The organism is Nocardia sp. bgisy134 (assembly GCF_057708325.1).
On record NZ_JBYIRW010000019.1, the window covers coordinates 116,092 to 142,589 of the forward strand.

Annotated in this window: 23 protein-coding genes; 9 read left to right on the forward strand and 14 right to left on the reverse strand. The window is 68.1% G+C overall.

The genetic code is table 11. From position 1 onward, the window contains the following. Positions 1-75: 75 nt before the first annotated feature. Entirely contained in the window at positions 76-621 is a 546-nt protein-coding gene (locus AC3ERS_RS28825; protein ID WP_431971246.1) for an AMIN-like domain-containing (lipo)protein, read from the reverse strand. A gap of 208 nt (positions 622-829) precedes the next feature. Between AC3ERS_RS28825 and AC3ERS_RS28830 the strand changes: the two genes are divergently transcribed. Beyond that, positions 830-1,804, forward strand: coding sequence for a dipeptidase (locus AC3ERS_RS28830; protein WP_431971247.1), 975 nt, complete (start codon positions 830-832; stop codon positions 1,802-1,804). A gap of 56 nt (positions 1,805-1,860) precedes the next feature. On the opposite strand, the gene AC3ERS_RS28835 is transcribed toward AC3ERS_RS28830, so the two are convergent. After that, positions 1,861-2,895, reverse strand: a complete 1,035-nt coding sequence (locus tag AC3ERS_RS28835) for an NADP-dependent oxidoreductase (protein ID WP_431971248.1) — start codon at positions 2,893-2,895, stop codon at positions 1,861-1,863. A gap of 289 nt (positions 2,896-3,184) precedes the next feature. Then, positions 3,185-4,234, reverse strand: coding sequence for an AraC family transcriptional regulator (locus AC3ERS_RS28840; RefSeq protein ID WP_431971249.1), 1,050 nt, complete (start codon positions 4,232-4,234; stop codon positions 3,185-3,187). A 154-nt stretch (positions 4,235-4,388) separates the two neighbouring features. Here AC3ERS_RS28840 and lpdA point away from each other — a divergent pair, with 154 nt between their 5' ends. Next, positions 4,389-5,789, forward strand: coding sequence for a dihydrolipoyl dehydrogenase (lpdA, locus tag AC3ERS_RS28845; protein ID WP_431957818.1), 1,401 nt, complete (start codon positions 4,389-4,391; stop codon positions 5,787-5,789). A 236-nt stretch (positions 5,790-6,025) separates the two neighbouring features. Then, complete coding sequence (locus tag AC3ERS_RS28850) at positions 6,026-6,724, forward strand: polysaccharide deacetylase family protein (RefSeq protein ID WP_431971250.1); 699 nt, start codon at positions 6,026-6,028, stop codon at positions 6,722-6,724. A 75-nt stretch (positions 6,725-6,799) separates the two neighbouring features. Here the strand turns inward: AC3ERS_RS28850 and AC3ERS_RS28855 are convergent, their stop codons facing one another. After that, positions 6,800-7,216, reverse strand: a complete 417-nt coding sequence (locus AC3ERS_RS28855; RefSeq protein WP_431971251.1) for a PPOX class F420-dependent oxidoreductase — start codon at positions 7,214-7,216, stop codon at positions 6,800-6,802. A gap of 47 nt (positions 7,217-7,263) precedes the next feature. Continuing rightward, a complete protein-coding gene (locus AC3ERS_RS28860; protein ID WP_431971252.1) occupies positions 7,264-7,662 on the reverse strand; it encodes a winged helix-turn-helix transcriptional regulator in 399 nt (132 codons plus the stop codon). Between the two features lie 99 nt (positions 7,663-7,761). Here AC3ERS_RS28860 and AC3ERS_RS28865 point away from each other — a divergent pair, with 99 nt between their 5' ends. Further along, positions 7,762-8,613 (forward strand): SDR family oxidoreductase, encoded by an 852-nt coding sequence (locus AC3ERS_RS28865; protein ID WP_431971253.1) that lies wholly within the window; start codon positions 7,762-7,764, stop codon positions 8,611-8,613. Positions 8,614-8,674: 61 nt separating this feature from the next. Here AC3ERS_RS28865 and AC3ERS_RS28870 read toward each other — a convergent pair whose 3' ends face one another. Together AC3ERS_RS28870 and AC3ERS_RS28875 are read right to left on the reverse strand one after the other, a co-directional pair. Beyond that, on the reverse strand, positions 8,675-9,052 hold the full coding sequence (locus AC3ERS_RS28870) for a VOC family protein (RefSeq protein ID WP_431971254.1): 378 nt from the start codon (positions 9,050-9,052) through the stop codon (positions 8,675-8,677). A 320-nt stretch (positions 9,053-9,372) separates the two neighbouring features. Next, positions 9,373-9,918: a carboxymuconolactone decarboxylase family protein gene (locus AC3ERS_RS28875; protein WP_431971255.1), complete on the reverse strand. Its 546-nt coding sequence runs from the start codon at positions 9,916-9,918 to the stop codon at positions 9,373-9,375. 140 nt (positions 9,919-10,058) lie between these two features. Between AC3ERS_RS28875 and AC3ERS_RS28880 the strand changes: the two genes are divergently transcribed. Then, complete coding sequence (locus AC3ERS_RS28880; RefSeq protein WP_431971256.1) at positions 10,059-11,012, forward strand: nuclease-related domain-containing protein; 954 nt, start codon at positions 10,059-10,061, stop codon at positions 11,010-11,012. 7 nt (positions 11,013-11,019) lie between these two features. Here the strand turns inward: AC3ERS_RS28880 and urtE are convergent, their stop codons facing one another. The 5 genes from urtE to urtA all read right to left on the reverse strand — a co-directional run bounded on the left by urtE (position 11,020) and on the right by urtA (position 15,942). After that, the gene (gene urtE / locus AC3ERS_RS28885) at positions 11,020-11,712 is read right to left on the reverse strand and encodes an urea ABC transporter ATP-binding subunit UrtE (protein WP_431971257.1); all 693 of its coding nucleotides are present in this window, start codon (positions 11,710-11,712) and stop codon (positions 11,020-11,022) included. Continuing rightward, on the reverse strand, positions 11,705-12,544 hold the full coding sequence (urtD, locus tag AC3ERS_RS28890) for an urea ABC transporter ATP-binding protein UrtD (RefSeq protein ID WP_431971258.1): 840 nt from the start codon (positions 12,542-12,544) through the stop codon (positions 11,705-11,707). Before urtD ends, urtE begins: the two co-directional genes overlap by 8 nt. Continuing rightward, positions 12,541-13,713, reverse strand: coding sequence for an urea ABC transporter permease subunit UrtC (urtC, locus tag AC3ERS_RS28895; RefSeq protein ID WP_431971259.1), 1,173 nt, complete (start codon positions 13,711-13,713; stop codon positions 12,541-12,543). The genes urtD and urtC overlap by 4 nt, the downstream gene beginning before the upstream one ends. Further along, positions 13,710-14,594 carry an urea ABC transporter permease subunit UrtB gene (urtB, locus tag AC3ERS_RS28900; RefSeq protein WP_431971260.1) on the reverse strand — a complete coding sequence of 295 codons (885 nt, stop codon included), beginning with the start codon at positions 14,592-14,594 and terminating at the stop codon, positions 13,710-13,712. The genes urtC and urtB overlap by 4 nt, the downstream gene beginning before the upstream one ends. Before the next feature lie 76 nt (positions 14,595-14,670). Then, positions 14,671-15,942 (reverse strand): urea ABC transporter substrate-binding protein, encoded by a 1,272-nt coding sequence (gene urtA / locus AC3ERS_RS28905; RefSeq protein WP_431971261.1) that lies wholly within the window; start codon positions 15,940-15,942, stop codon positions 14,671-14,673. Positions 15,943-16,426: 484 nt separating this feature from the next. Between urtA and AC3ERS_RS28910 the strand changes: the two genes are divergently transcribed. Then, positions 16,427-18,253 carry an acyl-CoA dehydrogenase gene (locus AC3ERS_RS28910; protein ID WP_431971262.1) on the forward strand — a complete coding sequence of 609 codons (1,827 nt, stop codon included), beginning with the start codon at positions 16,427-16,429 and terminating at the stop codon, positions 18,251-18,253. 1,406 nt (positions 18,254-19,659) lie between these two features. On the opposite strand, the gene AC3ERS_RS28915 is transcribed toward AC3ERS_RS28910, so the two are convergent. Further along, positions 19,660-20,289 carry a DUF8020 domain-containing protein gene (locus AC3ERS_RS28915; RefSeq protein ID WP_431971263.1) on the reverse strand — a complete coding sequence of 210 codons (630 nt, stop codon included), beginning with the start codon at positions 20,287-20,289 and terminating at the stop codon, positions 19,660-19,662. Positions 20,290-20,469: 180 nt separating this feature from the next. Then, complete coding sequence (gene ramB, locus AC3ERS_RS28920; protein WP_431971264.1) at positions 20,470-21,876, reverse strand: acetate metabolism transcriptional regulator RamB; 1,407 nt, start codon at positions 21,874-21,876, stop codon at positions 20,470-20,472. Positions 21,877-21,968: 92 nt separating this feature from the next. Between ramB and AC3ERS_RS28925 the strand changes: the two genes are divergently transcribed. The 3 genes from AC3ERS_RS28925 (at position 21,969) to AC3ERS_RS28935 (ending at position 26,495) form a co-directional block, all read left to right on the forward strand. Beyond that, positions 21,969-23,543, forward strand: a complete 1,575-nt coding sequence (locus AC3ERS_RS28925) for an ATP-dependent DNA ligase (RefSeq protein ID WP_431971265.1) — start codon at positions 21,969-21,971, stop codon at positions 23,541-23,543. 260 nt (positions 23,544-23,803) lie between these two features. Then, complete coding sequence (locus tag AC3ERS_RS28930) at positions 23,804-25,039, forward strand: lipase family protein (protein WP_431971266.1); 1,236 nt, start codon at positions 23,804-23,806, stop codon at positions 25,037-25,039. Positions 25,040-25,145: 106 nt separating this feature from the next. Further along, positions 25,146-26,495 carry an inorganic phosphate transporter gene (locus tag AC3ERS_RS28935; RefSeq protein ID WP_431971267.1) on the forward strand — a complete coding sequence of 450 codons (1,350 nt, stop codon included), beginning with the start codon at positions 25,146-25,148 and terminating at the stop codon, positions 26,493-26,495. Positions 26,496-26,498: the final 3 nt, after the last annotated feature.

Sequence of the window (26,498 nt, forward strand, 5' to 3'; positions counted from 1 at the left end):
GCTGGCACATGATTCGCTCACTGCGTTCCCTCATGCCAACATTGTTGCTGAGCGACGTCGTCCCTGCGTGCGCGGTTACCAGAAGTGTGCGACGTCGAGCACGACCCGCGATCCTGCGCCGGGTCCGTCCAGCGTGTACACCCGAAACGGCAGCCGCGCGCGCACGCCGACGCCGAAGGTGGTCTGACCTTCGAAGGAACCCGCCCAGGCGACCTGACGGAGGGTTTGATAGCCGCCGACTCTGGCCAGTTCGGCGCGATCGTCCGGGTGGTAGGTGCCGTTGCCCGCGTCGTCGTAGGCGGGCGCGTGCACCGTCACGCTGAGGAACGCGTCGCCGCGCAGCGGCACGGGCGCGCCCGACGCGTCCATGGCCACCGAGCCGACGTAGCCTGCCCGGTAGCCGGTGACCGGGCCCGCGACATCGATGACGAGCCGGTCGAAACACTGGTGGCGACCGGAACGCACATTCGTGATCGGAGCGGTCGAGTGGCTCGGGTTCGACTTGTCCAGCGAACCCCAGTCCACTCCGCAGGAGGAGGGAGCCGCGAGCGCTGGGCCGGGGATGATCAGGAGTCCGATTCCGGCGACCAGCGCGGAAATCAGCACGAGGAAGCGACGCACGTCGCACCGCCTTGGGCAGTGGGGGATTGAAACATCTTGGAAATCGGTCGAATCGGATGATCCGTTAGCCGCAGTCGGGTCGCGGATCAGTCTCGAATTCGCCGCCTCGCGTACCGCCCTTCACCGTGCGCACGCTCGAGTCTCGGACGGGTTTCGTTCGACCCTGCTTCTAGGATCGGAATCCCGTACCGAGCGACAGGAGTCCGATTTGCCCCCCTTCCTGTGGGAACAGCACTGCTGTCTGCCGCTGCTGCCCTCCGCGGACATCACGGAGCTGGCCAGGTATCCGCTCGGCTCCCACCTGTCGGTGAACATCGGATACTCGCGGCAGAACACCGCCGACGCGCTGGCACTGGTGCGGCAGTTCCGCCGGGATGCGCTGGCGGACGGGCGATTCCGGCTCGTCGCCGGTCTGGACGATATCGGCGATCCGGAGCGGATCGCGCTCTCCTTCGATCTCGAGGACGCCGGTCCACTCGGCGGCGACTTGGACAACGTCGAGGTGTTCCACGAACTCGGCGTGCGCTCGCTGCTGCCGACCTACAACCACGCCAACGCCGCAGGCTGCGGTTGCCTGGACACCGAGGACACCGGCCTCACCGCCTACGGCAGGGACCTGGTGCGCAAGCTCAACGAGGTCGGCGTGTTCGTCGACGGCTCGCACTGTTCCCGGCGCACGGGGCTCGACCTCGCCGCATGCACCGCTGTGCCGATGATCTACAGCCACGCCAATTTCGCCGCGCTGTGGGATCACCCGCGCAATATCACCGACGAACAAGCCAGGGCCTGCGCCGAGACCGGCGGCGTCATCGGCATCAACGGAGTGGGAATCTTCCTGGGCCGCAATGCGGCCGACGAGCGAGCCGAGCGCGTCGCGGCGATGGCCGACCACATCCGCTACGGCGCGGACCTGGTCGGCATCGAGCACATCGGCGTCGGCTCCGACTACTCCTTCGACGCCGCCGACTTCAACGCCGAACTGCTCGCGAACCCCACGGCGTTCTCCGAGACATACACCAAATGGGGCCCACTGCAATGGGTTCCGCCGGAGGACCTGCTCGGCGTCGGCGTGGGGGCGGGGTTGGACGCGGAACTCGCCGCGCGCGGGTTCACCGAGGAGGAGCGAGCCGCGGTGTTCGGTGGGAATTTCCGTCGGGTTGCCGAGCAGGTGTGGCGGAGTTGACCCGGCTCAGCCGGTAGGAGCGGACGGTGGTGTCCGGCGGGACCTCGAGTTCGCCCTCACCCCAGTCGCACGAGCATTTTTCCGGTGTTGACGCCGGACAGCACGCCGAGGAACGCGGCGGGCGCCTGATCGAGCCCTTCGTAGACGGTTTCCCTGGTGCGCAGGGTGCCGTCGGCGAGCCAGGCGGCGGCCTTGGCGATGTACTCGCCGAAGACCGGGAAGTAGCTGGTCACCAGCATGCCGCGCAGCGAAACCTCCTTGGTGGCGGCCAGATACAGGTCCGGGCCCGGCTCGCCGGTCGCGCCGTTGTAGCCGCTGATCGCGCCGACCAGCGCCACGCGTCCCTTCGGTCGCATGGCCGCCACGGCGACGCGCAGGTGCTCGCCGCCGACGCTGTCCAGGTAGACATCGATACCCTCCGGGGCGGCCGCCGCGAGTTGTCCGGCCAGATCGCCCGCGCGGTAGTCGATGGCGGCGTCGAACCCGAATTCGTCCAGCAGCAGGCTCGTTTTCGCGGGTCCGCCCGCCGAGCCGATGACGCGTCCCGCCCCCAGCGCCTTGGCGATCTGCCCGGCGACGCTGCCCACCGCGCCCGCCGCCGCCGAAACGAAGACGGTGTCGCCGGGCCGGACCGGCGCCACGTCGGTCAGCGCCGCGTACGCGGTGAGGCCGGTGGTCCCGAGCGCGCCGAGGAAGTGCTGCGGCGCGGCCGCGGTCGTGTCGATCGGCGTCGCCAGCTCCGCGTCGAGCACCGCGTGCTCGCGCCAGCCCCCGAAGTGGGTCACCTGATCGCCCACGGCGATCCGCGCCGCCCGCGAGGCGATCACCTCCCCGACCGCCGAGCCCTCCATGGCCTCGCCGACCTGGAACGGAGCGATGTAGGACGGGCGATCGTCCATCCGCCCGCGCATGTACGGATCGACCGACATCCAGGTGTTGCGCACCAGAATCTGGCCGTCCGCGAGTTCGGGAATCGGGCGGGTCACCAACGCGAAGTTCGCCGCGGTCGGCGCACCATCGGGACGCGACGCCAGCTGGATCTCGCGAGTGCTCACCGGCACCACCGCGGTTGAAATCGGTTGATTGCTCATCTGTTTCGCGCTTTCTCCGAGAACATTCCGAACCATTCGATCCGGTGCCTCCGACGTTATGACCACCCCCAAGGCCTTCCCAGGTCCCGCGGCGCCACCACCCGGTCCCCACGCGCCAACCCTGCTCAACGATGTGCCCCGCTGGCCGCAGCCTCGCAAAGACTTCACACGCCTCGCAGGGGCTGAGCGCTCTGTGAGGCGTGTGCAAGGTGTGTGAGGACGAAGGTGTGTGAGGACGCCATCGCGCCTGCAGGGCTGATTGCTCTGCGAGGCGTGTGGGGGCGGCGCGTCAGGTGTGCCGCCGGGCGGTTGGGGGTGTGCCGGTCCAGCGGTGGAAGGCTTTGCGGAGGGCGCGGTCGTCGGTGAAGCCGAGACGTTGGGCCACGGTGGCGGTGGTGAACCCCTGGTCCAGAAGGGATTTCGCGCGTTCGTAGCGGGCGAGGTCGACCTCGTGGCGCCAGCCGGTGTCGTGTTCGGCGAGCTGACGCTGCAAGGTGCGTGGGCTCACGGCCAGGCGGCGGGCGACCGCGGCGAGTGATGGTTGGCCGTCGTCGAGGGTCGCGTTCAGGGCGAGGCGGAAGGACTCCAGCGGGCCGGGGACCGGCTTGGCCGCCGCCAGCACCAGGTCGGCGTGGCTGCGGAGCAGGTCGGCGAGCATCGGGTCGGCGCGTGGGAGCGGCGCGGCGGCGTCGGCCGCGGAGAAGGTGATGGTGTCGGCCGGTGCGTCGAACTCGATGCGATCCGTGCCGAAGGCGGCGGTCAGCGCGCCGTGGCCGGCGGGAGCGGACCGGCTGAAGGTGAGGCGGACAGGGATCACCGGGCGTCCGGTCGCCTCGCGGGCGCGCCGCAGGTAGTAGGCGAGGACGTACTCGTTGACCACCGCGGCGACCGCGGGGTCGCCCGCCGAGGTGCGGTAGCCGACGGTGAGTTCGCCGGGATGGTCCAGCTCGAAGCCCTCCTCGGCGGCGGTCACCAGCCGGTGATAGGGCTGAGCGGAACGCAGTGCGTCGGCCAGCGTCGGTCCGTTGGTGACGAGGTAGTCCCAGGTCGTCAGGGTGCCGAGGGGCGCAGCCGCCGCCACCGCGAGACCGGTGCCCGGCTCCGGCCTGCTCTGCGCGAGCAGCTCCCACAGATCGACCAGCGAGCGCAGCGGAATCCGGTTGAGTTCACCGGCCAGCGCGGCGTCGTCGATCGCGGGAATGCGGGCCAGCCGCGCGGGGTCCGGCTTCGATAGCAGGACGACATCACGGACCAGGCGAACGAGATGAGTCGAGGTGGTGCCGTCGATCGGATCGAGCGGCCGGGCCGGGCCCGCACCGCTCGATCCGCTGTTCGTCACGAGCCAACAGTAGTGCGGTCGAGGCCGCGCACGCCCGGCTCGGCGCGGCCTCGTCGGCGCCCGTCCGGCGCCGATTCGACCGCGCGTGTTCGTCATCTCACCGAAGCGGGGGCACGGTGGGTGAACTTCGCACGGCGGAGTTAGGCTCGGTGACGTGACTTCCCACTACGATGTCGTCGTTCTCGGCGCTGGTCCCGGCGGTTATGTCGCCGCGATCCGTGCCGCTCAACTCGGCCTGCGAACAGCGATCGTCGAGCAGAAATACTGGGGCGGTGTGTGCCTGAACGTGGGCTGCATCCCGTCGAAGGCGTTGCTGCGCAATGCCGAGCTCGCGCACATTTTCACCAAAGAAGCCAAGACCTTCGGTATTTCCGGTGAGGCGAGCTTCGACTTCGGCGCGGCGTTCGACCGCAGCCGCAAGGTGGCGGACGGCCGGGTCAAGGGCGTCCACTTCCTGATGAAGAAGAACAAGATCGACGAGTTCGACGGCAAGGGCACCTTCGTCGACGCGAACACGCTCGCGGTGGAGCTGTCCAAGGGCGGCACCGAGACCGTCACGTTCGACAACGTGATCATCGCGACGGGCACCGTCACCAAGCTGCTGCCCGGCACCCAGCTCAGCGCCAACGTCGTCACCTACGAAGAGCAGATCCTGACCAGGGACCTGCCCGGTTCGATCCTCATCGTCGGCGCGGGCGCGATCGGCATGGAGTTCGGCTACGTCCTGAAGAACTACGGCGTCGACGTGCGCATCGTGGAGTTCCTGGACCGCGCGCTGCCCAACGAGGACGCCGACGTCTCCAAGGAGATCACCAAGGCGTACAAGAAGCTCGGCATCACCATCACCACCGGTGCGGCCGTGCAGTCCATGAACGACGACGGATCCAAGGTCACCGTCTCGATCAAGGACAACAAGACCGGCGCGGTGGAGACCGTCACCGTCGACAAGGTGCTGCAGGCTGTCGGCTTCGCGCCGCGGGTGGAGGGCTACGGCCTGGAGAACACCGGCGTGCAGCTCGAGCGCGGCGCCATCGCCATCGACGACTACATGCGCACCAACGTGCCGCACATCTACGCCATCGGTGACGTCACCGGCAAGCTGCAGCTCGCGCACGTCGCGGAGGCGCAGGGCGTGGTCGCGTCCGAGACCATCGGCGGCGCGGAGACCCTCACCCTCGGCGACTACCGGATGATGCCGCGCGCCACCTTCTGCCAGCCGCAGGTGGCCAGCTTCGGTCTCACCGAGGAGCAGGCGCGCGCCGAGGGCTACGACGTGAAGGTCGCGACCTTCCCGTTCACCGCCAACGGCAAGGCGCACGGTCTCGGCGACGCGACCGGTTTCGTGAAGCTGATCTCCGACGCCAAGTACGGCGAACTGATCGGCGGCCACCTGATCGGGCCCGACGTCTCGGAGCTGCTGCCCGAGCTGACCCTGGCCCAGAAGTGGGACCTCACGGTCAACGAGCTCGCCCGCAACGTGCACACCCACCCGACGCTCAGCGAGGCGCTGCAGGAGGCCATCCACGGCCTCGCGGGCCACATGATCAACTTCTGAATCATTGGCGCGCTGGCGCGCGCGTGTTCGCGGCCCACTAGTGTCTCGCTTTCCGAGCGGTCAAGACTTGCGACTTCGTCGCGTGCGTCTCGACCGCTCGGAAGCGAGACGGGCCGCGAACGGGCTCGTAAGACTCGCCCCGGGGGTGGTTGGGTAGAGCGGGGATGTTGCGCTCCGGTCGGCCGAATGCGGTTGGCGCGCAGTGGTTCGGCGCGATTTTCTGATATACAGCGAAGATGCTTCGCCGGTGGTCGATCGGGTTCGCGCTCGCTCTCGTGCTCGTCGTGCTGGTGGGGGCCGGCACTTATTTCCTGATGAACTCGCGCACCTATCAGGTGGCGGGGCGGCTGGTGGATCGGGTCGACACCGCGGACAAGGTGGTCGCGCTGACGCTCGACGACGGACCTTCCGACCGCGCGCCCGAAGTGCTGAAAGTCCTTGCCGACGCGGGCATTACCGCCACCTTCTACCTGAACGGGCGGGATCTCGCGGCGCGGCCGGAGGCGGGCAGGGCGATCGCCGCCGCGGGCCACGAGATCGGTAACCACACCTACAACCACCGGCGGATGGTGTTCGTCTCCGACAGGACCGTGCGCGCCGAGATCGAGGACACCGACGCCGAGATCGCGAAGACCGGCTACCTCGGCCCCATCACCTTCCGCCCGCCCTACGGCAAGAAACTCTGGTCGCTGCCCGAATATCTCGCCGACCACGACCGCACCACCGTCATGTGGGACGTCGAACCCGACTCCGGCACAGTGGCCGGCACCGACGACGTCGTCCGCGAAACCGTCGCCGAGGTCCGCCCCGGCTCCATCGTCCTGCTGCACGTCATGAGCAACCCCGACTCCCTCGCCGCGATCCCGCGCATAGTCGCCGAACTGCGCGCCGACGGCTACACCTTCCTCCCCGTCTCGCAACTCCTCACCCGCTGAGCCGGGGTCTATCGGGCGGAACGAGCCGCCGCAGGGCGAATGCGCTCGGCCGGTGACGATGTGCGAGCGAGTGGATCAGAGCATGCCGTAGGCGTTGGTGGGGGTGAAGAGGGCGAGGACGCGGCGTTCTTCGACCATGGCGCGCCGGTAATCGGACCAGTCGGGGTGTTCGCCGGAGACCGAGCGGTAGTAGGCGACGAGTTCCTCGACGGTGGGGTCATCGGGTTCGGCGGCGACGGGCGTGAGTTCGACGGTGCCTTCGAGGACGGCATAGGCGAAGAAGTCGTCGCGGGTGACGTGCAGCGCGGCCCAGGGGTCGCGCCGCAGATTGTGGTACTTGGCGCGGTCGGCGGTGATGGAGATGCGGATGACGTCGTCGTCTCCGACGACGTGCAGCACGTTGGACAGCTGCGGCCTGCCGTTGCGGCGGATGGTGGTCAGCACGGAACGGCGAGCGGAGCGAGCGAAATCGACGGCTTCGGAGAGTTCCATGTCACCTGCAACCGATCGCCGGGCGCGGTCGTTCCCGGCGGGCGCGATCAATCGCGGTGATAGGCGGCCTGGGCCTCGTGGACCCGTGGCATGTTCGTCTCCACCACCTGAATGAGCGCGTCGAGCTGGTCGGCCACCTCGGCGCCGAGTTCGGTGAGGGTGTATTCGACGCGCGGCGGGATGGTCTCCTGCACCTCGCGATGCACCATGCCGTCGCGCTCCAGGGCCTGCAATGTCTGCGAGAGCATGCGTTCGCTCACACCGTCGACGCGCCTGCGCAGCGCGCTGAATCGGTACGGCCCCTCCCGCAGCGCCACCATGGCGAGGATGCCCCAGCGGCTGGTCACATTCTGCAAAACTGGCCGCGACGTGCAGTTTCGCGCGAAGACGTCGGCTTCCAGCGTGGGGTCGTCGGTGTCCGCCGACGGAATGCGCTGGGTGTCCATGTCCTCGATAGTACCCGCCTTGACCAAAGTGTCTGCGGAATGCATAGTGCTTACTAATAGTTAGTACGAGCAGATCAGTACAGAACTCTGGAGGAAGTCATGACCGTCGCCATCGCAGGGGCAAGCGGACAGCTGGGCCGGCTCGTCGTCGAGGAACTGCTGCGCGCGGGCGAAGCGCCCGTCGTCGCGATCGTGCGCGATCCGCAGAAGGTCGCCGACCTGGCCGAGCGTGGCGTCGACGTGCGTCGGGCCGACTACGGTGACGCCGCCGCGCTGGACCGTGCGCTGGCGGGCGTGGACCGGCTGCTGCTGATCTCCGGCACCGAGTTCGGTGAGCGAGTCGCGCAGCACACCACCGTGATTCGCGCCGCCGAGCGCGCGGGCGTACAGCTGCTCGCCTACACGAGCATTCCCGGCGCCACCGAGAACCCGCTGATCCTGGCGCAGGAGCACCGCGGCACCGAGGCGGTATTGGCCGAGTCCACCGTGCCGTACACGCTGCTGCGCAACAGCTGGTACTGGGAGAACTACCTCGGCGGTCTCGCGCACGCGGTGGAATCCGGCGTGCTGCACGGCGCGGCGGGGCAGGGCCGGGTGGCCGGTGCGTCCCGCGCGGACTACGCGGCCGCCGCCGCGCGCGTGCTCACCACCGACGGTCACGAGGGCCGGGTCTACGAGCTCGGTGGTGACGAGCGGCTGACCTACGCCGAACTGGCGCAGTCCATTTCGGAGGCCGCCGGTAAGACGGTGCGGTACGAGAACCTCGCCGAGGCGGACTACGCGGCCGTGCTCGAACAGGTCGGCCTGCCCGCCGTGTACGCGAAGGCGCTGGCCGACGCCGACACCGGCATCGCCGCCGGCGTGCTCGACGTCGACTCCGGCGACCTGCAGAAGCTGCTCGGCCGTCCGTCGACCCCGGCGGTCGAGGTCTTCCGCGCCGCCCTCTCCTGACCTGAGAATTCTTGCGCCGGTGCGCGATCCACGCTCGTGGACCGCGCACCGGCGTTCGTCGTCATACCCACTGCACGAGCTGGATGACGATCCCGTTCGGGTCCGACATCTGGAAGTACCGCTCGCCCCACTCCTCGGTCTCGATGGGCGTCACGATCGGCGCCCCCTCGCCCCGGAGGCGCGCGTACTCGGCGTCGATGTCGTCGACCACGAACACCACGAGCAACCCGTCGCCCGCGCTGCCCGCCGCGCTCGTGGGCTTGAAGGTCGGCAGCCCGGTGCGCAGGTAGATGAGGTTCATCCCGGCGTCCGGTCGCTCCAGCGAGACGAACCCGTCGGCGGACATCTTCTCGGTGAACCCGAGGTGGTCGATGACGAACTTCGCCGAGGCCTGCGGGTCGGCGACGTTGAGCGAGATGGCGGAAGCGGTGATACGCATGGGTCCTCCTCGGGGACGCGAAACAACTCTATACTTAGTACGCTGTACGTTGTAGGTAAATTTCCCGAGGGGTGCACTATGAGCTGGATCACGCGCGCGACCCAGCGCGAACCCCGGAGCGCTGTGGCGCGTCCCGCCCGTCGTGGCGGCAGCCCAACGGTCGACAAGAGCTCGACGCCGTAGTGGCAGCCGCCCTCCGCATCGCCGATGTGAACGCAGTCACCGTGTGTGCCGTCGCGACCGAACTCGGCCTCAGCCGATGGTGAACTACACCTACGGACTGGCCGTTCCGGCGCGACCGATCGAGAATCGGTGCGCGCTCACAGTCCGTCGCGCTGGATGCGCAGGGCGGTGATGGTCGAGGCCAGCCCCTCGTACTGATTGACCAGCAGCACGATCTCGATGAGGCTGCGCTCGTCGTAGTACGCGGCCAGCCGAGCCCAGGTGGCGTCGTCGATGTCGCGGGTCGCCACGAGCTGGTCGACCGCCTCGAGCAGCGTGCGGTGCTTGTCCGTCCAGTAGGGATCGGCGGGCCCGGTACGCAGCCGCTCCAGGATCTCGGGCGTGACGCCCGCGCGGCGGCCGAGCCGGATGTGATGGTCCATCTCGTACTCGCAGCCGCGCTGGTGGGCGACCCGAATGATGACCAGCTCGGATTCGTGTCGCGGCAGCCGTCCGCCCGGCATCAGCCGCCCGGAGTAGTGCAGCCAGCCGCGGAACAGTCCCTTGGTGCGGCCCAGCGTGCTGAACAGGTGCGCGTCGGAGGTGCCCGCGGCGCGCGAGAGCACCTGCCAGACAGCCCAATTCACCGGCCCGAGTTCCTTGAGACGTCCCGGTGCGATTCGTGGTTGCGACATCGAAACCATGCTTCCGCCTTCCGCGCGGTGAGGGCCTCCCCGCCATCGTGGTCGGCCCGGTCGCCCAGCGCCGGACCGAGAGTCGAGCCTACCCGGGCTTTCCGCTTTCCAGTGGTTTTCGCGGGTGCGGACCGGCATCATCAGTACCGGTGCGGACCGTCGGGGCCGTGGGCGGGCTGCGCCGCGAGTGCGAACAGGTCGATCAGGGGTCGAGGCACATGCTGGTGAAGATCAGGCCCGGAGCGCAGCTCTCCGGTGCCGAGCAGGAATTCGTGGACTGCCTGCGGGCCAATCCGTCGACCGCGTTCGCCGCGGTCGACGCGCAGGTGGGAGACAACGGAACTCGTCAGATCGATGCGGTGGTGATCACGCCGCGCGGGATCACCGTGGTCGAGGTCAGAGGGTTCCGGCGGCGCCAGAGCGGCATTCTCGGCGTGTCGGACGACGAGTCGTGGACCATCAGCGACAACCCCGCCGATTTCGACGACGAGAGCGCCGCGAACCCGGTCGAACGCCTGGAGCAGGCCGTGTACGCGGTCAAGAGCAAACTCGAACGGGCGCTGATCGATCCGGGCCACGTGTGCGGCGTGGTCGCGCTGATTCCGTTCCGTGGCGTGGTGGTGCGCCCCGCGCGGACGAATCTGCGCTCCGGTATCGACGTCGTCGTGGCGAATGTGCCTGATGCCACCGAATTGCGTATCTACCTGGACGGTTTCGCGGCCGGGCCGCGCAGCTGGAGCGCGGACCGGGTAATCTCGGCGGCCACGGCGCTCGGCGCGACCGCGCCCTCGCGGGCCGAGCTGATCGCCGACGGTTTCGACGAGTTGGCGGTGCATTCGCACCTGCCCGTCGCCGACGTCGCGCCCCCGCCGCCCGCCCCGCCGCCGCCGAGGCCGCCGACCCGCACCCAGCACGCGGCGACCTGGGCGGTCGTCGCGGCGGCCGTGATCGGCATGCTCGTGGTGCTCGGCGTCGTCGCCACGGCGGTGGCGCGCGACGAGCCGCATACCGGTTCGGGGCCCGAGACCACGTCCGCTACGGTGGCCCCGTCCCCGCCGCCGTATCAGCCGCGCGACTGCTACCCGTTCCAGACCGACTGCTGAACGGCCCTCAGATCGCCATCGCCGAGCGGACTTCGGTCTCCGCGCCCGCTCCGCCGTCGCCGGTGGAGGTGACCCGGCCGGATTGCAGCACGTAATACCGTTGCGCCGCTTGCAGAGCGAAACCGATGTGCTGCTCGACCAGCAGCACGCTCAACCCGCCCCGCGCCGTCAATTCAATGATGGTGCGCTCGATCTCGGCCACCACCGACGGCTGGATGCCCTCGGTGGGCTCGTCGAGAATGAGCAGCTTGGGTTCGGTGATGAGGGCGCGTGCGATGGCCAGCTGCTGCCGCTGACCGCCGGAGAGCAGACCGGCCTTGCGGCTCAGCAGTTCTCGCAGCGCGGGGAACAGATCGAGCGACTCGTCGATCAGCGCTTTGCCGCGCTTGCGCCCGTCGGCCACCACCTGGAGGTTCTCCGCGGTGGTGAGCTGTGGAAAACTCTGCTGGCCCTGCGGCACGTACGCGATGCCGCGCTTGACCCGGCGCGAGGGCGAGAGTTTGGTGATCGCCTCGCCGTCGAAGGTGATCCGCCCGGACCTGGTGGCGACCAATCCGACCGCGGTGCGCAACAGCGTGGTCTTGCCGGCGCCGTTGTGGCCCATGATCGCCACCACGCTGTCGTCCGGAACCGTCACCGACACACCGTGAATCACCTCGGTCCGGCCGTAGCCGGAGTGGACGTCGACCAGTTCAAGCATCGGCGGACTCCTTGTTCTGCACGGTGGTTTCGTCTTCGAGCTCGGTGCCGATGGCCGCTGCGGTGCCGAGGTAGACCTCCTGCACCCGCGGATCGGCTTGCACCTGCTCGACGGTGCCTTCGCTGAGCACCCGGCCGCCCGCGAGGACGGTCACCGAGGTGGCGAACGAGCGCATGAAGTCCATGTCGTGCTCGACCACCACCACGACGCGCTCGGCTCCGATGCGGCGCAACAGGTTTCCAGTCTCCTCGCGCTCTTCGGCGCTCATGCCCGCGACCGGTTCGTCGAGCAGCAGCACGGCGGCGTTCTGCACCAGCAGCATGCCGATCTCCAGCCACTGCTTCTGGCCGTGCGCGAGCACGCCCGCCTGTTGGTCGCGCAGGGCGGCGAGACCGGTGATCTCCAGCGCCTCTTCGATACTCGGCAGCACCGACTTGCGCCTGCGCAACAGTGTCAGCGGCGAACGGCCCGCGCCCGCCGCGATGTCCAGGTTCTGCAGCACGCTGAGCTGCTCGAACACGCTGGCCGTCTGGAAGGTGCGCCCGACGCCGAGGCGGGCGATCTGGTGCACCTTCTTGCCGAGCAGTTCGGTGCCGGATTTCTGCGCCGAACCCGTCGCGGGGACGAGGCCGGTGATCGCGTCGATGAGCGTCGTCTTGCCCGCGCCGTTGGGTCCGATCAGGAAGCGCAGATCGCCTTGCAGCACGGTCAGATCCACGTCGGTGACGGCTTTGAAGCCGTCGAAACTCACCGAGAGACCGCGGATTTCGAGGTACTCGCTGTCCATGCCCGCGTTGCCGCCGAGCTTGGGTTCACTCGTCGATGTCGTCATCGGGATTCCACCTTCTCCTCGGCGATCTTCTCCTCGGCAGGCACGGCGTCGTCCGGCGGCGCGCTCGCGCGCACCGTGGCGGGCGTGCCCGAGCCCGGGCGTCGGAACCTGCTCTCCAGCAAGCCCTTCAGCATCGGCCAGACGCCCGCGAGACCCGCCGGGACGAATCCGACGACGACGATGAACAACACACCTTGCAGGTAGGTCCAACCGGACGGGAACTGTTCGGAGAACGCGGTCTGCGCCCAGGCGACGCCGATCGCGCCGAGCACCGGACCGAGCAGTGTCGTGCGCCCGCCGATGGCGACGCCGATCAGGAAGGCGATGGAGGGCACCACGCCGATGTCGGCGGGGGAGATGATGCCGACGATCGGCGTGAACAGCGCGCCCGCGATGCCGGCGAAGAAGGCGGCGACCACGTACGCGACGATCTTGATGTTGGCCGGGTCGTAGCCGAGGAAGCGCACCCGCTCCTCCTGATCGCGCACCGCGACGAGCAATTCGCCGTAACGGCTGTGCATCAGCTGGCGGACCAGTGCCACCACCACCAGCAGCGTGCCCGCCGCGATGAAGAACAGCATCTGCCGGTTGACCGGGTCGGAGAGCTTGAAACCGAAGAAGGCGCGGAAATCCGAGAGCCCGGTGAAACCGCCGAGCGCCTGCTGCCCGGTGAGCAGGATGGCCAGCGCGGCGGCCAGCGCCTGGCTCAGGATGGCGAAGTAGGCGCCCTTGACCCGTCGCTTGAACACGCCGTAGCCGAGCAGCGCCGCGACCGCGGCGGGCAGCACGAGAATGCCGATGATCGCGACCGGCGCGGACGCGAAAGGTTGCCAGAATCCCGGCAATTCGCGGATACCCGCGATCTCCATGAACTCCGGCACGTCGTTGCCGAGCCGCGCGGCGTCGGTCATCTGTAGGTGCATCGCCATGAGATACGCGCCGATGCCGAAGAACACGCCTTGACCGAGGGTCAGCATGCCGCCGCGGCCCCACGCCAGGCCGATGCCCGCGGCCACGATCGCGAAGCACAGGAACTTCGCGAGCAGGTTCAGCCGGAAGTCGCTGAGCACCGCGGGGGCCACCGCGAACAGCAGAATCGCCGCGAGTGCGAAACCGCCGAGCACGGTCAGCGAGGAGCGCTCACGCCAGTGTCTGGTCAGCGTGGTCATGCCAAACTCCTTGTCCGGACGGTGAACAGGCCCTGCGGGCGGACCTGCAGGAAGATGACGATCAGTACGAACACGATGACCTTGGCGATGGACGCGGTGGTCTCGTATTCGATGTAGGAGTTGAGCAGCCCGAGCGCGAACGCCGCGATCACCGTGCCCTTGATCTGACCGAGTCCGCCGATCACCACCACGAGGAACGCGTCGATCAGATAGCTCTGGCCGATGGTGGGGCTGGTCGAGCCGATCAGGGTCAGTGCGACGCCCGCGACGCCGGCCAGGCCGGAGCCGATGAAGAAAGTGCTGATATCGGTGAAACGGCTGGAGACGCCGCTGGTTTCGGCCAGGCCGCGGTTCTGTACCACGGCGCGAATGCGCCTGCCGAGGGGTGTCGCCTTCAGCACCGCGGCCAGCACGGTCACCGCGAGCACCGCGAGGACCAGGATGAAGATGCGCGTCTTGGGCACGACCGCGCCCATGATGGTGACCCCGCCACTGAGCCATTCGGGGGCCAGCACGTTCTTGGCGGGCGCGCCGAAGAGGTCACGCGCGAACTGCTGCAACACCAGGCCGACGCCGAAGGTGACGAGCAGGGTGTCCAGCGGGCGGTCGTACATCCATCGGATCAGGCCCATCTCCAGCGCCGCCCCCAGCGCGCCGCCGACCAGGAACCCGACCACCAGCGACACCAGCAGCGAGACCCCGACCGAGGAGATCACCTTCTGCACGACGTAGGTGGTGTAGCAGCCGGCCATGATGAATTCGCCGTGGGCCATGTTGATCACGCCCATCTGACCGAAGGTGAGCGAAAGGCCGAGGGCGGCGAGCAGCAGAATCGATCCCAGGCTCAACCCCGTGAAGAGCTGGCCGATCAACACGTCCATTTGTGGTCACCTCGGAATCAGGCCGGTGCGGGACGACCGGCGAACCGGCCGCCCCGCACCGAACGGACGACAGTTGTCACAGGCCCTTGGCCCAGTCGTAGGACTTCAGGTACGGGTCCGGCTGGATCGGCTTGCCGGAGTCCCACACCGTGTAGATCAGGCCGTCGGCGCGGATCTCGCCGATGCGGGCGGTCTTGGTGATGTGGTGGTTGGAGCCGTCGATGGTGACCAGGCCCTCCGGGGCCTCGAAGCTGACGCCGTCGGCCGCGGCCTGGATGTCCTCGACCTTGAACGAGTTGGCCTTCTCGACGGTGTTCTTCCACAGGTAGACCGAGGCGTAGGCGGCTTCCATCGGGTCCGAGGTGGGCTTGTCAGCGCCGAAGGCGGCCTTGTACGCGTCGACGAACGCCTTGTTCTGCGGGGTGTCGACCGTCTGGTAGTAGTTCCACGCCGTCAGCTGGCCCGCGATGTTCTGCGCGCCGATGCCCGCGACCTCTTCCTCGGCGATGGACACCGAAACCACCGGCATATCGGCGGCTTTCAGGCCCGCGTTGGTGTACTCGCGGAAGAACGCCACGTTCGAGTCACCGTTGAGGGTGTTGAAGACCGCGCCCGCCTTGGCGTTTCGCACCTTGTTCACGATGGTCGAGAAGTCCGTGGAGCCCAGCGGCGTGTAGTCCTCGCCCTTGATCTCGATGCCGTTGGCCGCGGCGTACGCCTTGATCTCGCGGTTGGCCGTCTGCGGGAAGACGTAGTCGGAGCCGACCAGGTACAGGGACTTGATGCCCTTCTGCTTCAGGTAATCCAGCGCGGGCACGATCTGCTGGTTGGTGGTGGCGCCAGTGTAGAAGATGTTCTTGCTGTCCTCCAGGCCCTCGTACTGGACCGGGTAGTAGAGCAGCGAGTTGAGGCTTTCGAACTTGGGCTTCATGGCCTTTCGGCTCGACGAGGTCCAGCCGCCGAATACCGCGGCGACACAGTCGGAGCTGATGAGCTTCTCGGCCTTCTCCGCGAAGGTCTTCGGGTCCGAAGCGCCGTCCTCGAGCACCAGCTCGATCTTCTTGCCCAGCACGCCGCCTGCGGCGTTGATCTGGTCGACGGCCAGCTTGGTGGAGTTGGCGACGGTGACCTCGGAGATGGCCATGGTCCCCGACAGCGAGTGCAGCGAACCGACCTTGATGGTGCTCGCCGAGGTGTCGACGCAGGATGCTGCGTTGGAGCCGGTCGCGGCGTCGTCCTTGGCGCCGCAGGCGGTCAGCAACAGGCCGGCGAGCGCCACCGCGGTCGGGGCGACCAGTGCTCTGATCAGGCGGGAACGATGCCGATGAGCGGCAGGGGAATCTGACATCGGGCGGAACCCTCTCACTTCGTCCGGTGTGTGGCGGCGCTGGCTGCGCCACGCCGAATACGCCGCATTTGCCCCGGTCACGGCTGTCGACCGGGGTGTATACAACGCGTATTCGTGGTGCGAAGAGTAGACAGGAGTTGTTGCGCCGGAATATCTCTCGGTGACGAGTCCGTTGCCGATGTTTCGCCCGTGTGAAACCTTTTCGCAACCATCCGGTCAACCGGCGTGAGGTCCGTAGCCGGACCGTAATACACCCGGGTTCGCTTCGCATCCGTGCGCGGCTGCGTCGCCTTTGCTGTGGCCGCCGCAGGTTTTGCTGTGGCCGCCGCAGGTCATCGGCGCCACTTCGCCAGGCTGCGTCCGGTCCGGTTTTCCCTACGGTTGCGTAGCCGATTCCCGTTGCGGCAGGCTGCGTTTTGTACATCGTCAGAAGCGCCGGAGCATGGCGTGGGCGGACCACGGCGCACGAGTCGAGGAGGACCAGGTGGGGCACTACAGGGCGAACGTACGTGACATCGAATTCAACCTTTTCGAGGTGCTCGCACTCGACAAACTCCTCGATACCGGCGCCTACGGCGACCTCGACTCCGACACAGTGCGCGAGATCCTCGCCGAGGTGAAGCGCCTCGCCGAGGGTCCGGTCGCGGATTCCTTCGTCGCGGCCGACCGTGAGCCCGTGGTCTACGACCCGACCACCTTCGAGATCTCCGTACCCGAGCCGTTGCGCAAGACGGTCGCCGCGGTGCGCGAGGCCGACTGGGGCAGGCTCGGCATGCCGGAGGGCATGGGCGGCACGGCCGCTCCCAACGCGGTGGTCTGGGCGGTCAACGAGATGATCACCTGCGCCAATCCGTCGGCCAGCTTCTTCAGCATGGGCACGGTGATGTCGTCGGTGCTGTACAACGTCGGCACCGAGCAGCAGCGGCACTGGGCCACCCTCGGCTACGAGAAGGGCTGGCAGGGCACCATGGTGCTGACCGAGCCGGACGCCGGCTCGGATGTCGGCGCGGGCCGCACCAAGGCCATCCCGCAGGAGGACGGCTCCTGGCACATCGAGGGCGTCAAGCGCTTCATCTCCGGCGGCGACGTCGGCGCTACGGCCGACAACGTCTTCCACCTGGTGCTGGCCCGTCCGGAAGGCGCGGGGCCCGGCACCAAGGGGCTGTCACTGTTCTACGTGCCGAAGTTCCTGTTCGACCACGAGACGCTCGAGCTGGGTGACCGCAACGGCGTCTACGTGACCGGCGTCGAACACAAGATGGGCCTGAAGTCCTCGCCGACCTGCGAGCTGACCTTCGGCGGCGCGGTCCCGGCCAAGGGCTGGCTGGTCGGCGACGTGCACAACGGCATCGCCCAGATGTTCCAGGTGATCGAGAACGCCCGCATGATGGTCGGCGTCAAGTCCTCCGGCACCCTCTCGACCGGATACCTGAACGCGCTGGCCTACGCCAAGCAGCGCGTGCAGGGCTCGGACCTGACCCAGATGGCGGACAAGGCGGCGCCGCGCGTCGCCATCACCCACCACCCGGACGTGCGCCGCTCGCTGGCGCTGCAGAAGGCGTACGCCGAGGGGCTGCGTGCGGTGTACCTCTACACCGCCGCCCATCAGAACGCCGATGTGGCGCAGCTGGTTTCGGGCGCGGACGCCGAAATGGCGCATCGGGTGGACGATCTGCTGCTGCCCATCGTGAAGGGCGTCGGCTCGGAACGGGCCTACCAGTACCTGACGGAATCCCTTCAGACGCTCGGTGGTTCGGGGTACTTGCAGGACTACCCGATCGAGCAGTACATCCGCGACGCCAAGATCGACTCGTTGTACGAGGGCACGACGGCCATCCAGGCGCAGGACTTCTTCTTCCGCAAGATCATTCGGGACAAGGGCGCCGCGCTCGCCCACGTGGACGGCCGTATCAGCGCCTTCCTCGACACCCCGAGCGGGCGCTTCGAGACCGAGCGCGGACTGCTGCGCACCGCGCAGGCCGATGTGCAGGCGATGGCCGCGACGCTCACCGGATTCGTGATGGCGGCCCAGCAGTCACCCGCCGAGCTGTACAAAGTCGGCCTCGGCTCGGTGCGCTTCCTGCTCTCCGTCGGCGACCTGCTCATCGGCTGGCGACTGCTCGTCCAGGCCGAGATCGCCGCCGCCGCGCTGGCAGGCGACGCGGACGCCAAGGATCGATCGTTCTATGCCGGAAAGGTCGCGGTGGCAAGCTTTTTCGCCAAGAACGTGCTGCCGCAGCTGACGGCGACCAGGAATGTTCTCGCGGCGATCGACAACGACATCATGGAGATGGACGAAGCGGCGTTCTGAGGCGGGCGGTTGCGGGCACTCCGAAGTTGTGGGTGCCCGGCCGTTCCGGTACTCGGTCGGTTCGAGCCCTTCGCTGGTGTGGGTAGGCAGCGCCCGCTCCGGCGGCGGCGCGGTCGGACTTCGCTGTGGCCCGGTGTCGCTGTGACAGGGGGTTGCGTCCGGTCGGTCCTGTGGGCGCGTTGGTGGACGTGGCTCCGGTGGTGGGCCTGCGAGTCACGTTCGGCTGCCCAGGTTTTCCTCGATCGGTGCTGGGCGCGTGGGGTGGGGTACCCGGTTTACCTCCCGCTGTTGGGTGCCGTGTTGTTGCGGTTTCGGGCGGGTCGGCTGGCTGTGGTTGCGTTTGGGGGAGGTGGCGTTGGGTGGTTTCGTTCGGTGGGGTGTTGGGGTGGGTTGGGTGACGTGGTTCCGGTTGCGCGCCTGCGAGTTATGTTCGGCTACCCGGGTTTGCCTCTAACGGTGCTGGTGGCGTTGAGAGCCGTACCCGGCTTACCTCCCGCCGTCGGGTGCGCGGTGTTCGGCTTCCGGCGTGGTCGACCGGCTGTGGTTGCGTTCTTTGGATGTGCGAGTTGGGGATGCACGTCATTGCCGCGACACACACTTTCCGTACGCCTCACACAGGCGGTGCCTATGCGAGGCGTGCAGACGGTGTGTGGAATGGCCAATGGTGGGGTTGTTGGGGGTTGTGGTGCTGGTGGGGCGGGGTTTGATGCGCCCAGGTGTTCGTGCAGGACCGGTTGGTGGCCGAATCGACGGTAGTCGAATGGTGGTGGAAATCGACGGGAGTCATATGGTTGCTAGTTGATCTTCGAATGCCACCATTTGACTACCGTCGATCCGCATCGACCACCATTTCTCTATCGACGGGAGAGAAATGGTGGTTGCGGGGTTGACGCGGGGAGGGCTCTCTTTCAGGTGCCGCTTTCTGGACGCAACCAGAACCCGTCGACCTGGCCGGAAGCCTGCCTCGCGCACCTGACTGCGGGAGGTAAGCCGGGTACGGCAGGCGACGTGCCCAGCACCGTTCGAGGAATACCTGGGTAGGCGGACGCACTGCGAAGGGTGGGCACTGGGAACCGTCAACCGCACGCACGGAGCCGCACAAAACCAAGCAGGGCTCCAGGCGAATACCTGGGTCGGCGCAGCAACACTGAAGAGGCAGCCGTGGAAACCGTCGACCACCCGTAGCTGCCGCCCGAAAACCCAAGCACCAAATGGAGACGCTGAGTAGGCGAAGCCACTGGGAACGGTGTGCACTGGCCACGGTCGACCAACAGGACCCGCCGCCCGAAAACCCAGCTACGCACCCATCCGAACACCGAGTGCCGCTTCGATCTGTGAGCTGTCGACTACAAGCACCCGCCGCAAAACTCGGCCAAGCACCAAATCGAGCACCCACAGTCGCGTGATTACCAGCAGTAGGTGTGGTGGTAACCCTGCCAGCACTCGGGCGTGTACTCCCACTGATCCGGCCGATCCGACGCCGGGATGGAGGCGGCGATCCCCGCGCCGATCGCCCCGCCCACGATCACGCCCGCGATGACGCCGACCGGCAGCGCGATCGGAGCGAGCAGGCCCATGGTCACCAGGGTGAGGGCGACGCCGAGGAAGAGTCCGCCGAAGACGCCGAGCGCCGCGCCGATGCCTATGCCCGCCTCGATATTCCGCTGCTTGGGCGAAGTCTTGCTCCAGTAACCGATCGGCGACGCGGTGAGGTTCGTGCCGTCGGTGCTCAGTTGCGGACGCAATTCCACGCTGTCGGCGCCGTCGATCGTCACCTTCAGCGGGACGGCCGCGACGACCGTGCCTGACTTGTCTTTCACGGTGAGCGCGGTCTGGGTGAGGGCGAAGGTGCCGCCATCCAGTTGCGCGGTCAGGGTCTTTCCGTCCTCGGATCGTGAAATCTGATACGCCACACCGCTTTCGGTGCCAGACTGGTTGGTTTTCTCCGGCGTGGGCGCGGCGTACGTGACGCTGCTCGCGATGCCGGTCGCCGCGATCGCGAGCATGGCAGTAACCGCGAACTTCTTGATAATCAACAGAATTCCCCTTGTGTACGGAACGCATCATCGCATTCTCGGCGGCGACACTAACACCGGCCGCCGACAGAAACGCAATTTCTTTGGCGCACCAGGGATTTGTAAGGCGTACAGCGCAAACATGCAGTAATCGACGCACATCGCTTCGAAATGAAAGCTTTCAGATCAAAGCGGCGGAATTCATTTCAGCACGTAAGGCGACACCGAACTGCGGTGCTCGCTGATGTCGAGCACCTTGCCGAGCGGGGGGAAGGCGCGCTGCGGGCAGTTGGCGCGCTCGCAGACGCGGCAGCCCGCGCCGATCGGGGTCGCCTGTACCTCGTCGAGGTCGATGCCGTCTGCGTAGACGACCCGGCCCGCATGGCGCAGTTCGCAGCCGAGGCCGATCGCGAAGGTCTTGCTCGGCTGGCCGTAGCGGGTCGCGCGCCGCTCGACGGTGCGGGCGATCCAGAGGTACTTGCGCCCGTCGGGCATCTGCGCGATCTGGGTCATGATCTTGCCGGGGTAGGCGAAGGTCTCGTAGACGTTCCACAGCGGACAGGTGCCGCCGCTGGAGGAGAAGTGGAAACCGGTGGCGGACTGGCGCTTCGACATGTTGCCCGCCCGATCGACACGGACGAACGAGAACGGAACGCCGCGCAGCCTGGGCCGTTGCAGGGTGGACAGCCGGTGGCAGATGGTCTCGTAGCTCTGGGTGAAGTACGCCGAGAGCCGCTCGATGTCGTAGCGGAAGTCCTCGGCCACCTCGTGAAAGTGCGTGTAGGGCAGGACGGTCGCCGCGGCGAAGTAATTCGCCAAGCCGAGCATCGCCAGCTTGCGGGTGTCCTCGGACGCGAAATTGCCCTCTTCCACCAGCTTTTCGAGCAGATCGCCGCATTCGAAGTAGGCGAGTTCGGCGGCGAGCTTGAAGGTGCGCTGCCCGCCGGACAGATGTGGAGCGATCTCCAGCACCCTGGACTCGGTGTCGTAGCGGTGCAGCACGCCCTCGCCGAGATCGATGCGCTCGGTGATCTTCACGTCGTGCGAGCGCAGCCTGCGCGCGATCTCGCTCGGCACGTCGCCGCCGTGGAAGCGGATGCGGGCGGTGAGTTCCTCTGCGGCGGTGTCCAATTCGTGGATGTAGTTCTGCCGCTGGTAGAAGTAGTCGCGCACTTCCTCGTGCGGCTTGCTGATGGTGGCGCTGCCCGCGCCGTCGGCGAAGCGGTCCTCGGTGGCGGCCGCGAGCTGGGCGCTGGTGTTGCGGTAGCGGTTGTGCATGGCGACCATCGCGCGGGCGAGGCTCGGGTGCGCCGAGACCATGTCGGCGATCTCCTGCGTGTCGGCCTCGATGCCGAGCTCCTGATCCATGACGACCTCTTGCAGCTCCGCGATGAGCCGGGTGTCGTCGGCGGAGGAGAAGAAGGTCGCGTCCACGCCGAAGACTTCGCTGATCTTCAGCAGCACGGGCACGGTGAGCGGGCGCACATCGTGTTCGATCTGGTTCAGGTAGCTGCCCGAGATCTCCAGCTTCTGGGCCAGCGAGACCTGGCTCAACCCCCGCTCGGTGCGCAGCTGGCGGAGCCGTGCGCCGACGTACGTTTTGGCCATATGTCCAGTTTATGGGGTGTTTCGCAGCCTTGCCAATGGAAATTAACAGCGGAGCTGAGCTATATGTCACAGCCTCGGGTTACCGTCGTTGGGTGCTGTTCTCGGAAGTCGTGCAGACGTCGGAGACCGTTCGTGCGACCCGGTCCCGGAAAACGAAAATCGCCGCGCTGGCCGAGCTGCTCGGCGCCGCGGCGCCGGACGAGCTCGCCCCCGTGGTGGCGTGGGTCTCCGGCGAGTTGCGCCAGGGCCGCATCGGCACCGGTTGGCGCACCCTCACGGGGCTGGGCGGCTCGCCGTCCTCGGTTGCGACACTGTCGGTTTCGGCGGTCGACAAGGTGTTCGTCGAACTGGCGACGGTCGCGGGAAAGGGCTCGGCGAACCGGCGCAAGGAGCTGCTGACCATGCTGTGGGCCGCGGCCACCGCGGCCGAGCAGACGTTCCTGTTGCGCTTGCTCACCGGGGAGATCCGGCAGGGCGCGCTGACCGCGCTCGTCGCCGAGGCGGTCGCGGTGGCCGCCGCGGTGCCGGTCGATCAGGTCCGGCGCGCGTACATGCTCTCCGGGCAGCTGCCGGTCACCGCCGCCGCGGCGCTCACCGGCGGGTCGGAGGCGCTCGCCGCGTTCCGGCTCGAGGTGGGCAGGCCGATCCAGCCGATGCTCGCTTCGCCGGGCGCGGCGCTCGACGAGGCGATGGCCGAGTTCGAGGGCGAGGTCAGTGTCGAGCACAAGCTCGACGGCGCGCGAATCCAAGTGCACCGCGACGGCGACGAGGTGCGCGTCTTCACCAGGACCCTGCGCGACATCACCGCGGGCGTGCCCGAATTGGTGCGGCTCGTCTCGGGGCTGGCGTGCACCAGCGTCGTGCTGGACGGGGAGACATTGGCGCTCACCGATTCCGGGCGGCCACGGCCGTTCCAGGAGACCATGAGCCGCTTCGCCACCGCCGATCCGAGCGGGGAGGCGAAGCTGCCGCCCGGCGCCGCCGCCGGACCGCTGGTTCCCGCGGTGAGCTCGACCAGGGAGCTGTTGCTGCACCCGTACTTCTTCGACTGCCTGCACCTGGACGGGCAGGACCTGCTCGACGCCCCGCTCTCGGAACGGCGCGCCGCGCTGCTGCGCGTGGCGCGCGAGCACACCATCCCCGCGCTGATCCGCCCCGACGCGGAGTCCGCCGCCGAATACTTCGACGGCGCGCTGGCCGCCGGGCACGAGGGCGTGATGGTCAAATCGCTGGCCGCGCCGTACGCCGCGGGTCGCCGTGGCCGCGCCTGGCTGAAGATCAAGCCGACGCACACCATGGACCTGATCGTGCTCGGCGCGGAGTGGGGATACGGCCGCCGGACCGGTTATCTGTCGAATCTGCACCTCGGTGCACGCGATCCGATGACCGGCGAGCCCGTCATGGTCGGCAAGACCTTCAAGGGCCTCACCGACGCGCTGTTGCAGTGGCAGACCGCCGAATTCCCGCGCCACGAACGCTCCCGCGACGAGCACACCGTCTACCTCTGGCCGGAGCTCGTGGTGGAGATCGCCCTCGACGGCGTCCAGGTGAGTCCACGCTATCCCGGCGGTGTCGCACTGCGCTTCGCCCGCGTCGTCCGGTATCGCCCGGACAAGGAGCCCATCGACGCCGACACCATCGACGCCGTCCGCGCGCTGCTGCCCTGAGCGTGCGCGGGATGGCTGAGCCCGCCGCGCCCGCGCCGATTCGACCTGCCCACCGGCGGGCACTGAGCATCTGAACGGGTCCGACGCGCGTATCGAGGTTCCCGTGCGGCGCCGCGCCGGTGGGCCAGACTTGGTGTCCGAATGGTCCGGTACAGCCTCGGATGGGAGCCACGTCGATGCGCGGTTCGAATTCGAAACGGAAACGGTGGACGCGGTCGGCCTCGAACGGCGCTCGCTCGGCACTGCGGGCCACGTTGCTCATGATCGTCGTGTGCCTCTGCGGCGCGCTGAACGCCGGTGCACTGCCCGGCGCGGGTTCGGCGCGCGCCGACGTGCTCGCCGACCTGCTGCGCCCCTCGCGCGATCCGGCGACGGTGCTGCCGACCTCCATCGACGATCCGTTCTATCTGCCCCCGCCCGGATACGAGCGCACCGAGCCAGGCACCGTGCTCGCCAGCCGGCGCGGCGGCACCGGACCGGCCCTCAGGCCCGTGATCTCCACCGAGATGCTGATCCGGTCCACCGACGCGAAAGGCAGGCCGGCGGCGGTGATCGCCACTCTGCTCGTGCCCTCCGCGATCTGGACGGGGCCCGGCCCGCGGCCGCTGATCTCCTACAACATGGCCATCGACTCGCTCGGCCACAGCTGCGCGCCGTCGCACATGTTGCGGAACGGCCATGTCGTAGACCTGCTCGCCGCGCAGATCCCCCTCGCGAAGAACTACGCCGTGCTGATACCCGACCACCAGGGCCCGCGGCAGGCCTACGCGGCGGGCCGGATGGCCGGACACGCGGTGCTCGATGCGGTGCGCGCGGCGGTCGGCACGCCGCAGCTCGGCCTCGCCCCCGCGGCGCCGACCATCGTGACCGGGTACTCCGGCGGCGCGATCGCCTCGGGCTGGGCCGCCGAACTGGCGCCCGAGTACGCGCCGGAGTTGAATCTGGCCGGGGCCGTGTTCGGCGGCGTCCCCGCCGACTTCGAGATGCTGCTGGAGACGATGAACGGACGCAACGCCGCGGGCGGTGTGTTCCTCGCCGCGGCGCTGGGCGTGGCCCGCGAATACCCGGAGATGATGTGGCTGTTCAACGACAACGGCTGGCGGCTGGCCAAGCTCGCTCGGGATCTGTGCTATCCCGCCGAGGCGCTGCTCGGCGCGGTCGCGCCGATGCCCGTCGAGATGCTCGCCAAGGTCCCCGATCCGATCGGGACGCCGATGATCCAGCACATCCTCACCGAGAATCGGCTCGGCTCGGCAGCGCCGCGCATTCCGGTGTTCATGTATCACGGTGCGCACGAGGTGTGGGTGCCGCTGGAGGGTGCACAGAATCTCTACGACGACTGGTGCGCGCGGGGGGCGTCGGTGCGATTCGAGGTCTATCTCGGCGAGCACGTGATCGTCGGAAGCAGCGGCATTCCGGGCGCCAACGACTGGATCGACGATCGCCTCGCGGGCAGGCCCGCGCCGAGCGGCTGCTCCAGATTCGGGGGTCCGTGACCGCGCCGGGCGCCACCTCGGGCGTCCACGCTAGCGCATCCGGACGGCTGTCCGGCAGGCGGTTACCGCATGGCAATCGTGACCGGCGGTGCCTCACACTGGAGTCGTGACCGTCGAACTACTGGTTCTGCTGATCGTGATCGTCACGGCGCTCGCTTTCGATTTCACCAACGGCTTCCACGACACCGCCAATGCCATGGCGACATCCATCGCGACCGGTGCGCTGCGACCCCGGGTCGCCGTCGCGGTATCGGCGGTGTTGAACCTGATCGGCGCGTTCCTCTCGGTCGAGGTGGCGGCCACGGTGGCCAAGGGCATCGTGCAGTTGGGCGCGGTGAGCGGACACGATCTGCTGATCATCGTCCTGGCCGGTTTGGTCGGCGGCATTCTCTGGAATCTGCTGACCTGGCTGTTCGGCCTGCCGTCGAGTTCCTCGCACGCGCTGTTCGGCGGCCTCATCGGTGCCACCATCGCCGCGCTCGGCTGGGGCGGGGTGATCTGGGCGTCCGGCTCCGACGGCGTGCTCACCAAGATCGTGCTGCCCGCCGTGCTCGCCCCGGTGGTGGCCGCCCTGGTGTCGGCTGTCGGCACCCGAGCGGTCTACCGGATCACCGCCCGGTCCGACGAGGAGAAGGTCGAGGCGGGCTTCCGCTGGGGACAGATCGGTTCGGCCTCACTGGTCTCCCTCGCGCACGGCACCAACGACGCGCAGAAGACGATGGGCGTCATCTTCCTGGCGTTGGTCGCGCACGGGACGCTCACCAAGAACGACGAGATGCCGCTGTGGGTGATGGCGGCGTGCGCCGTGGCCATCGCCGCGGGCACCTATCTCGGCGGCTGGCGGATCATCCGCACCCTCGGCAAGGGGCTGGTGGAGATCGATTCGCCGCAGGGCCTGGCCGCCGAGTCCTCCTCCGCCGCGATCATCCTCACCTCCGCCCACTTCGGGCTCCCGCTCTCGACCACCCAGACGGCCACCGGTTCCATCCTGGGCAGCGGGCTCGGCAAGGGCGCCGAGGTGCGCTGGTCGGTGATGGGACGGATGGTCGTCGCGTGGCTGCTCACGCTGCCGCTGGCCGGTCTGGCGGGCGCGATCTGCTGGGCCGTCGCGCATTTCATCGGCGGCCTGCCCGGCGTGCTGGTGGTGTTCGGGATTCTCGTCGTGCTCGCCACGGCGATGTGGCTGCGGTCTCGTCGCAACCCGGTCGACACCACCAATGTCAACGAGTGGCCGGGCGGCGACGCGGCAGGGCCGTCCGACATGCCGGTGGCCGCTTCCGGCGTCGCGAAGCCCGTCGACGAACCGCGCGGAGACGATCAACCGCGCGACGACCACCCACGCGACGGCCAACCGCGCGACGGCCATCAGAGGAGCGACCACCCGCACGAAGTCCAACCACGCAACGGCGGCCCCGCCGCGCCCGCGCATCCGCCCACCCGATCCGCCCAGCTCTAGAGG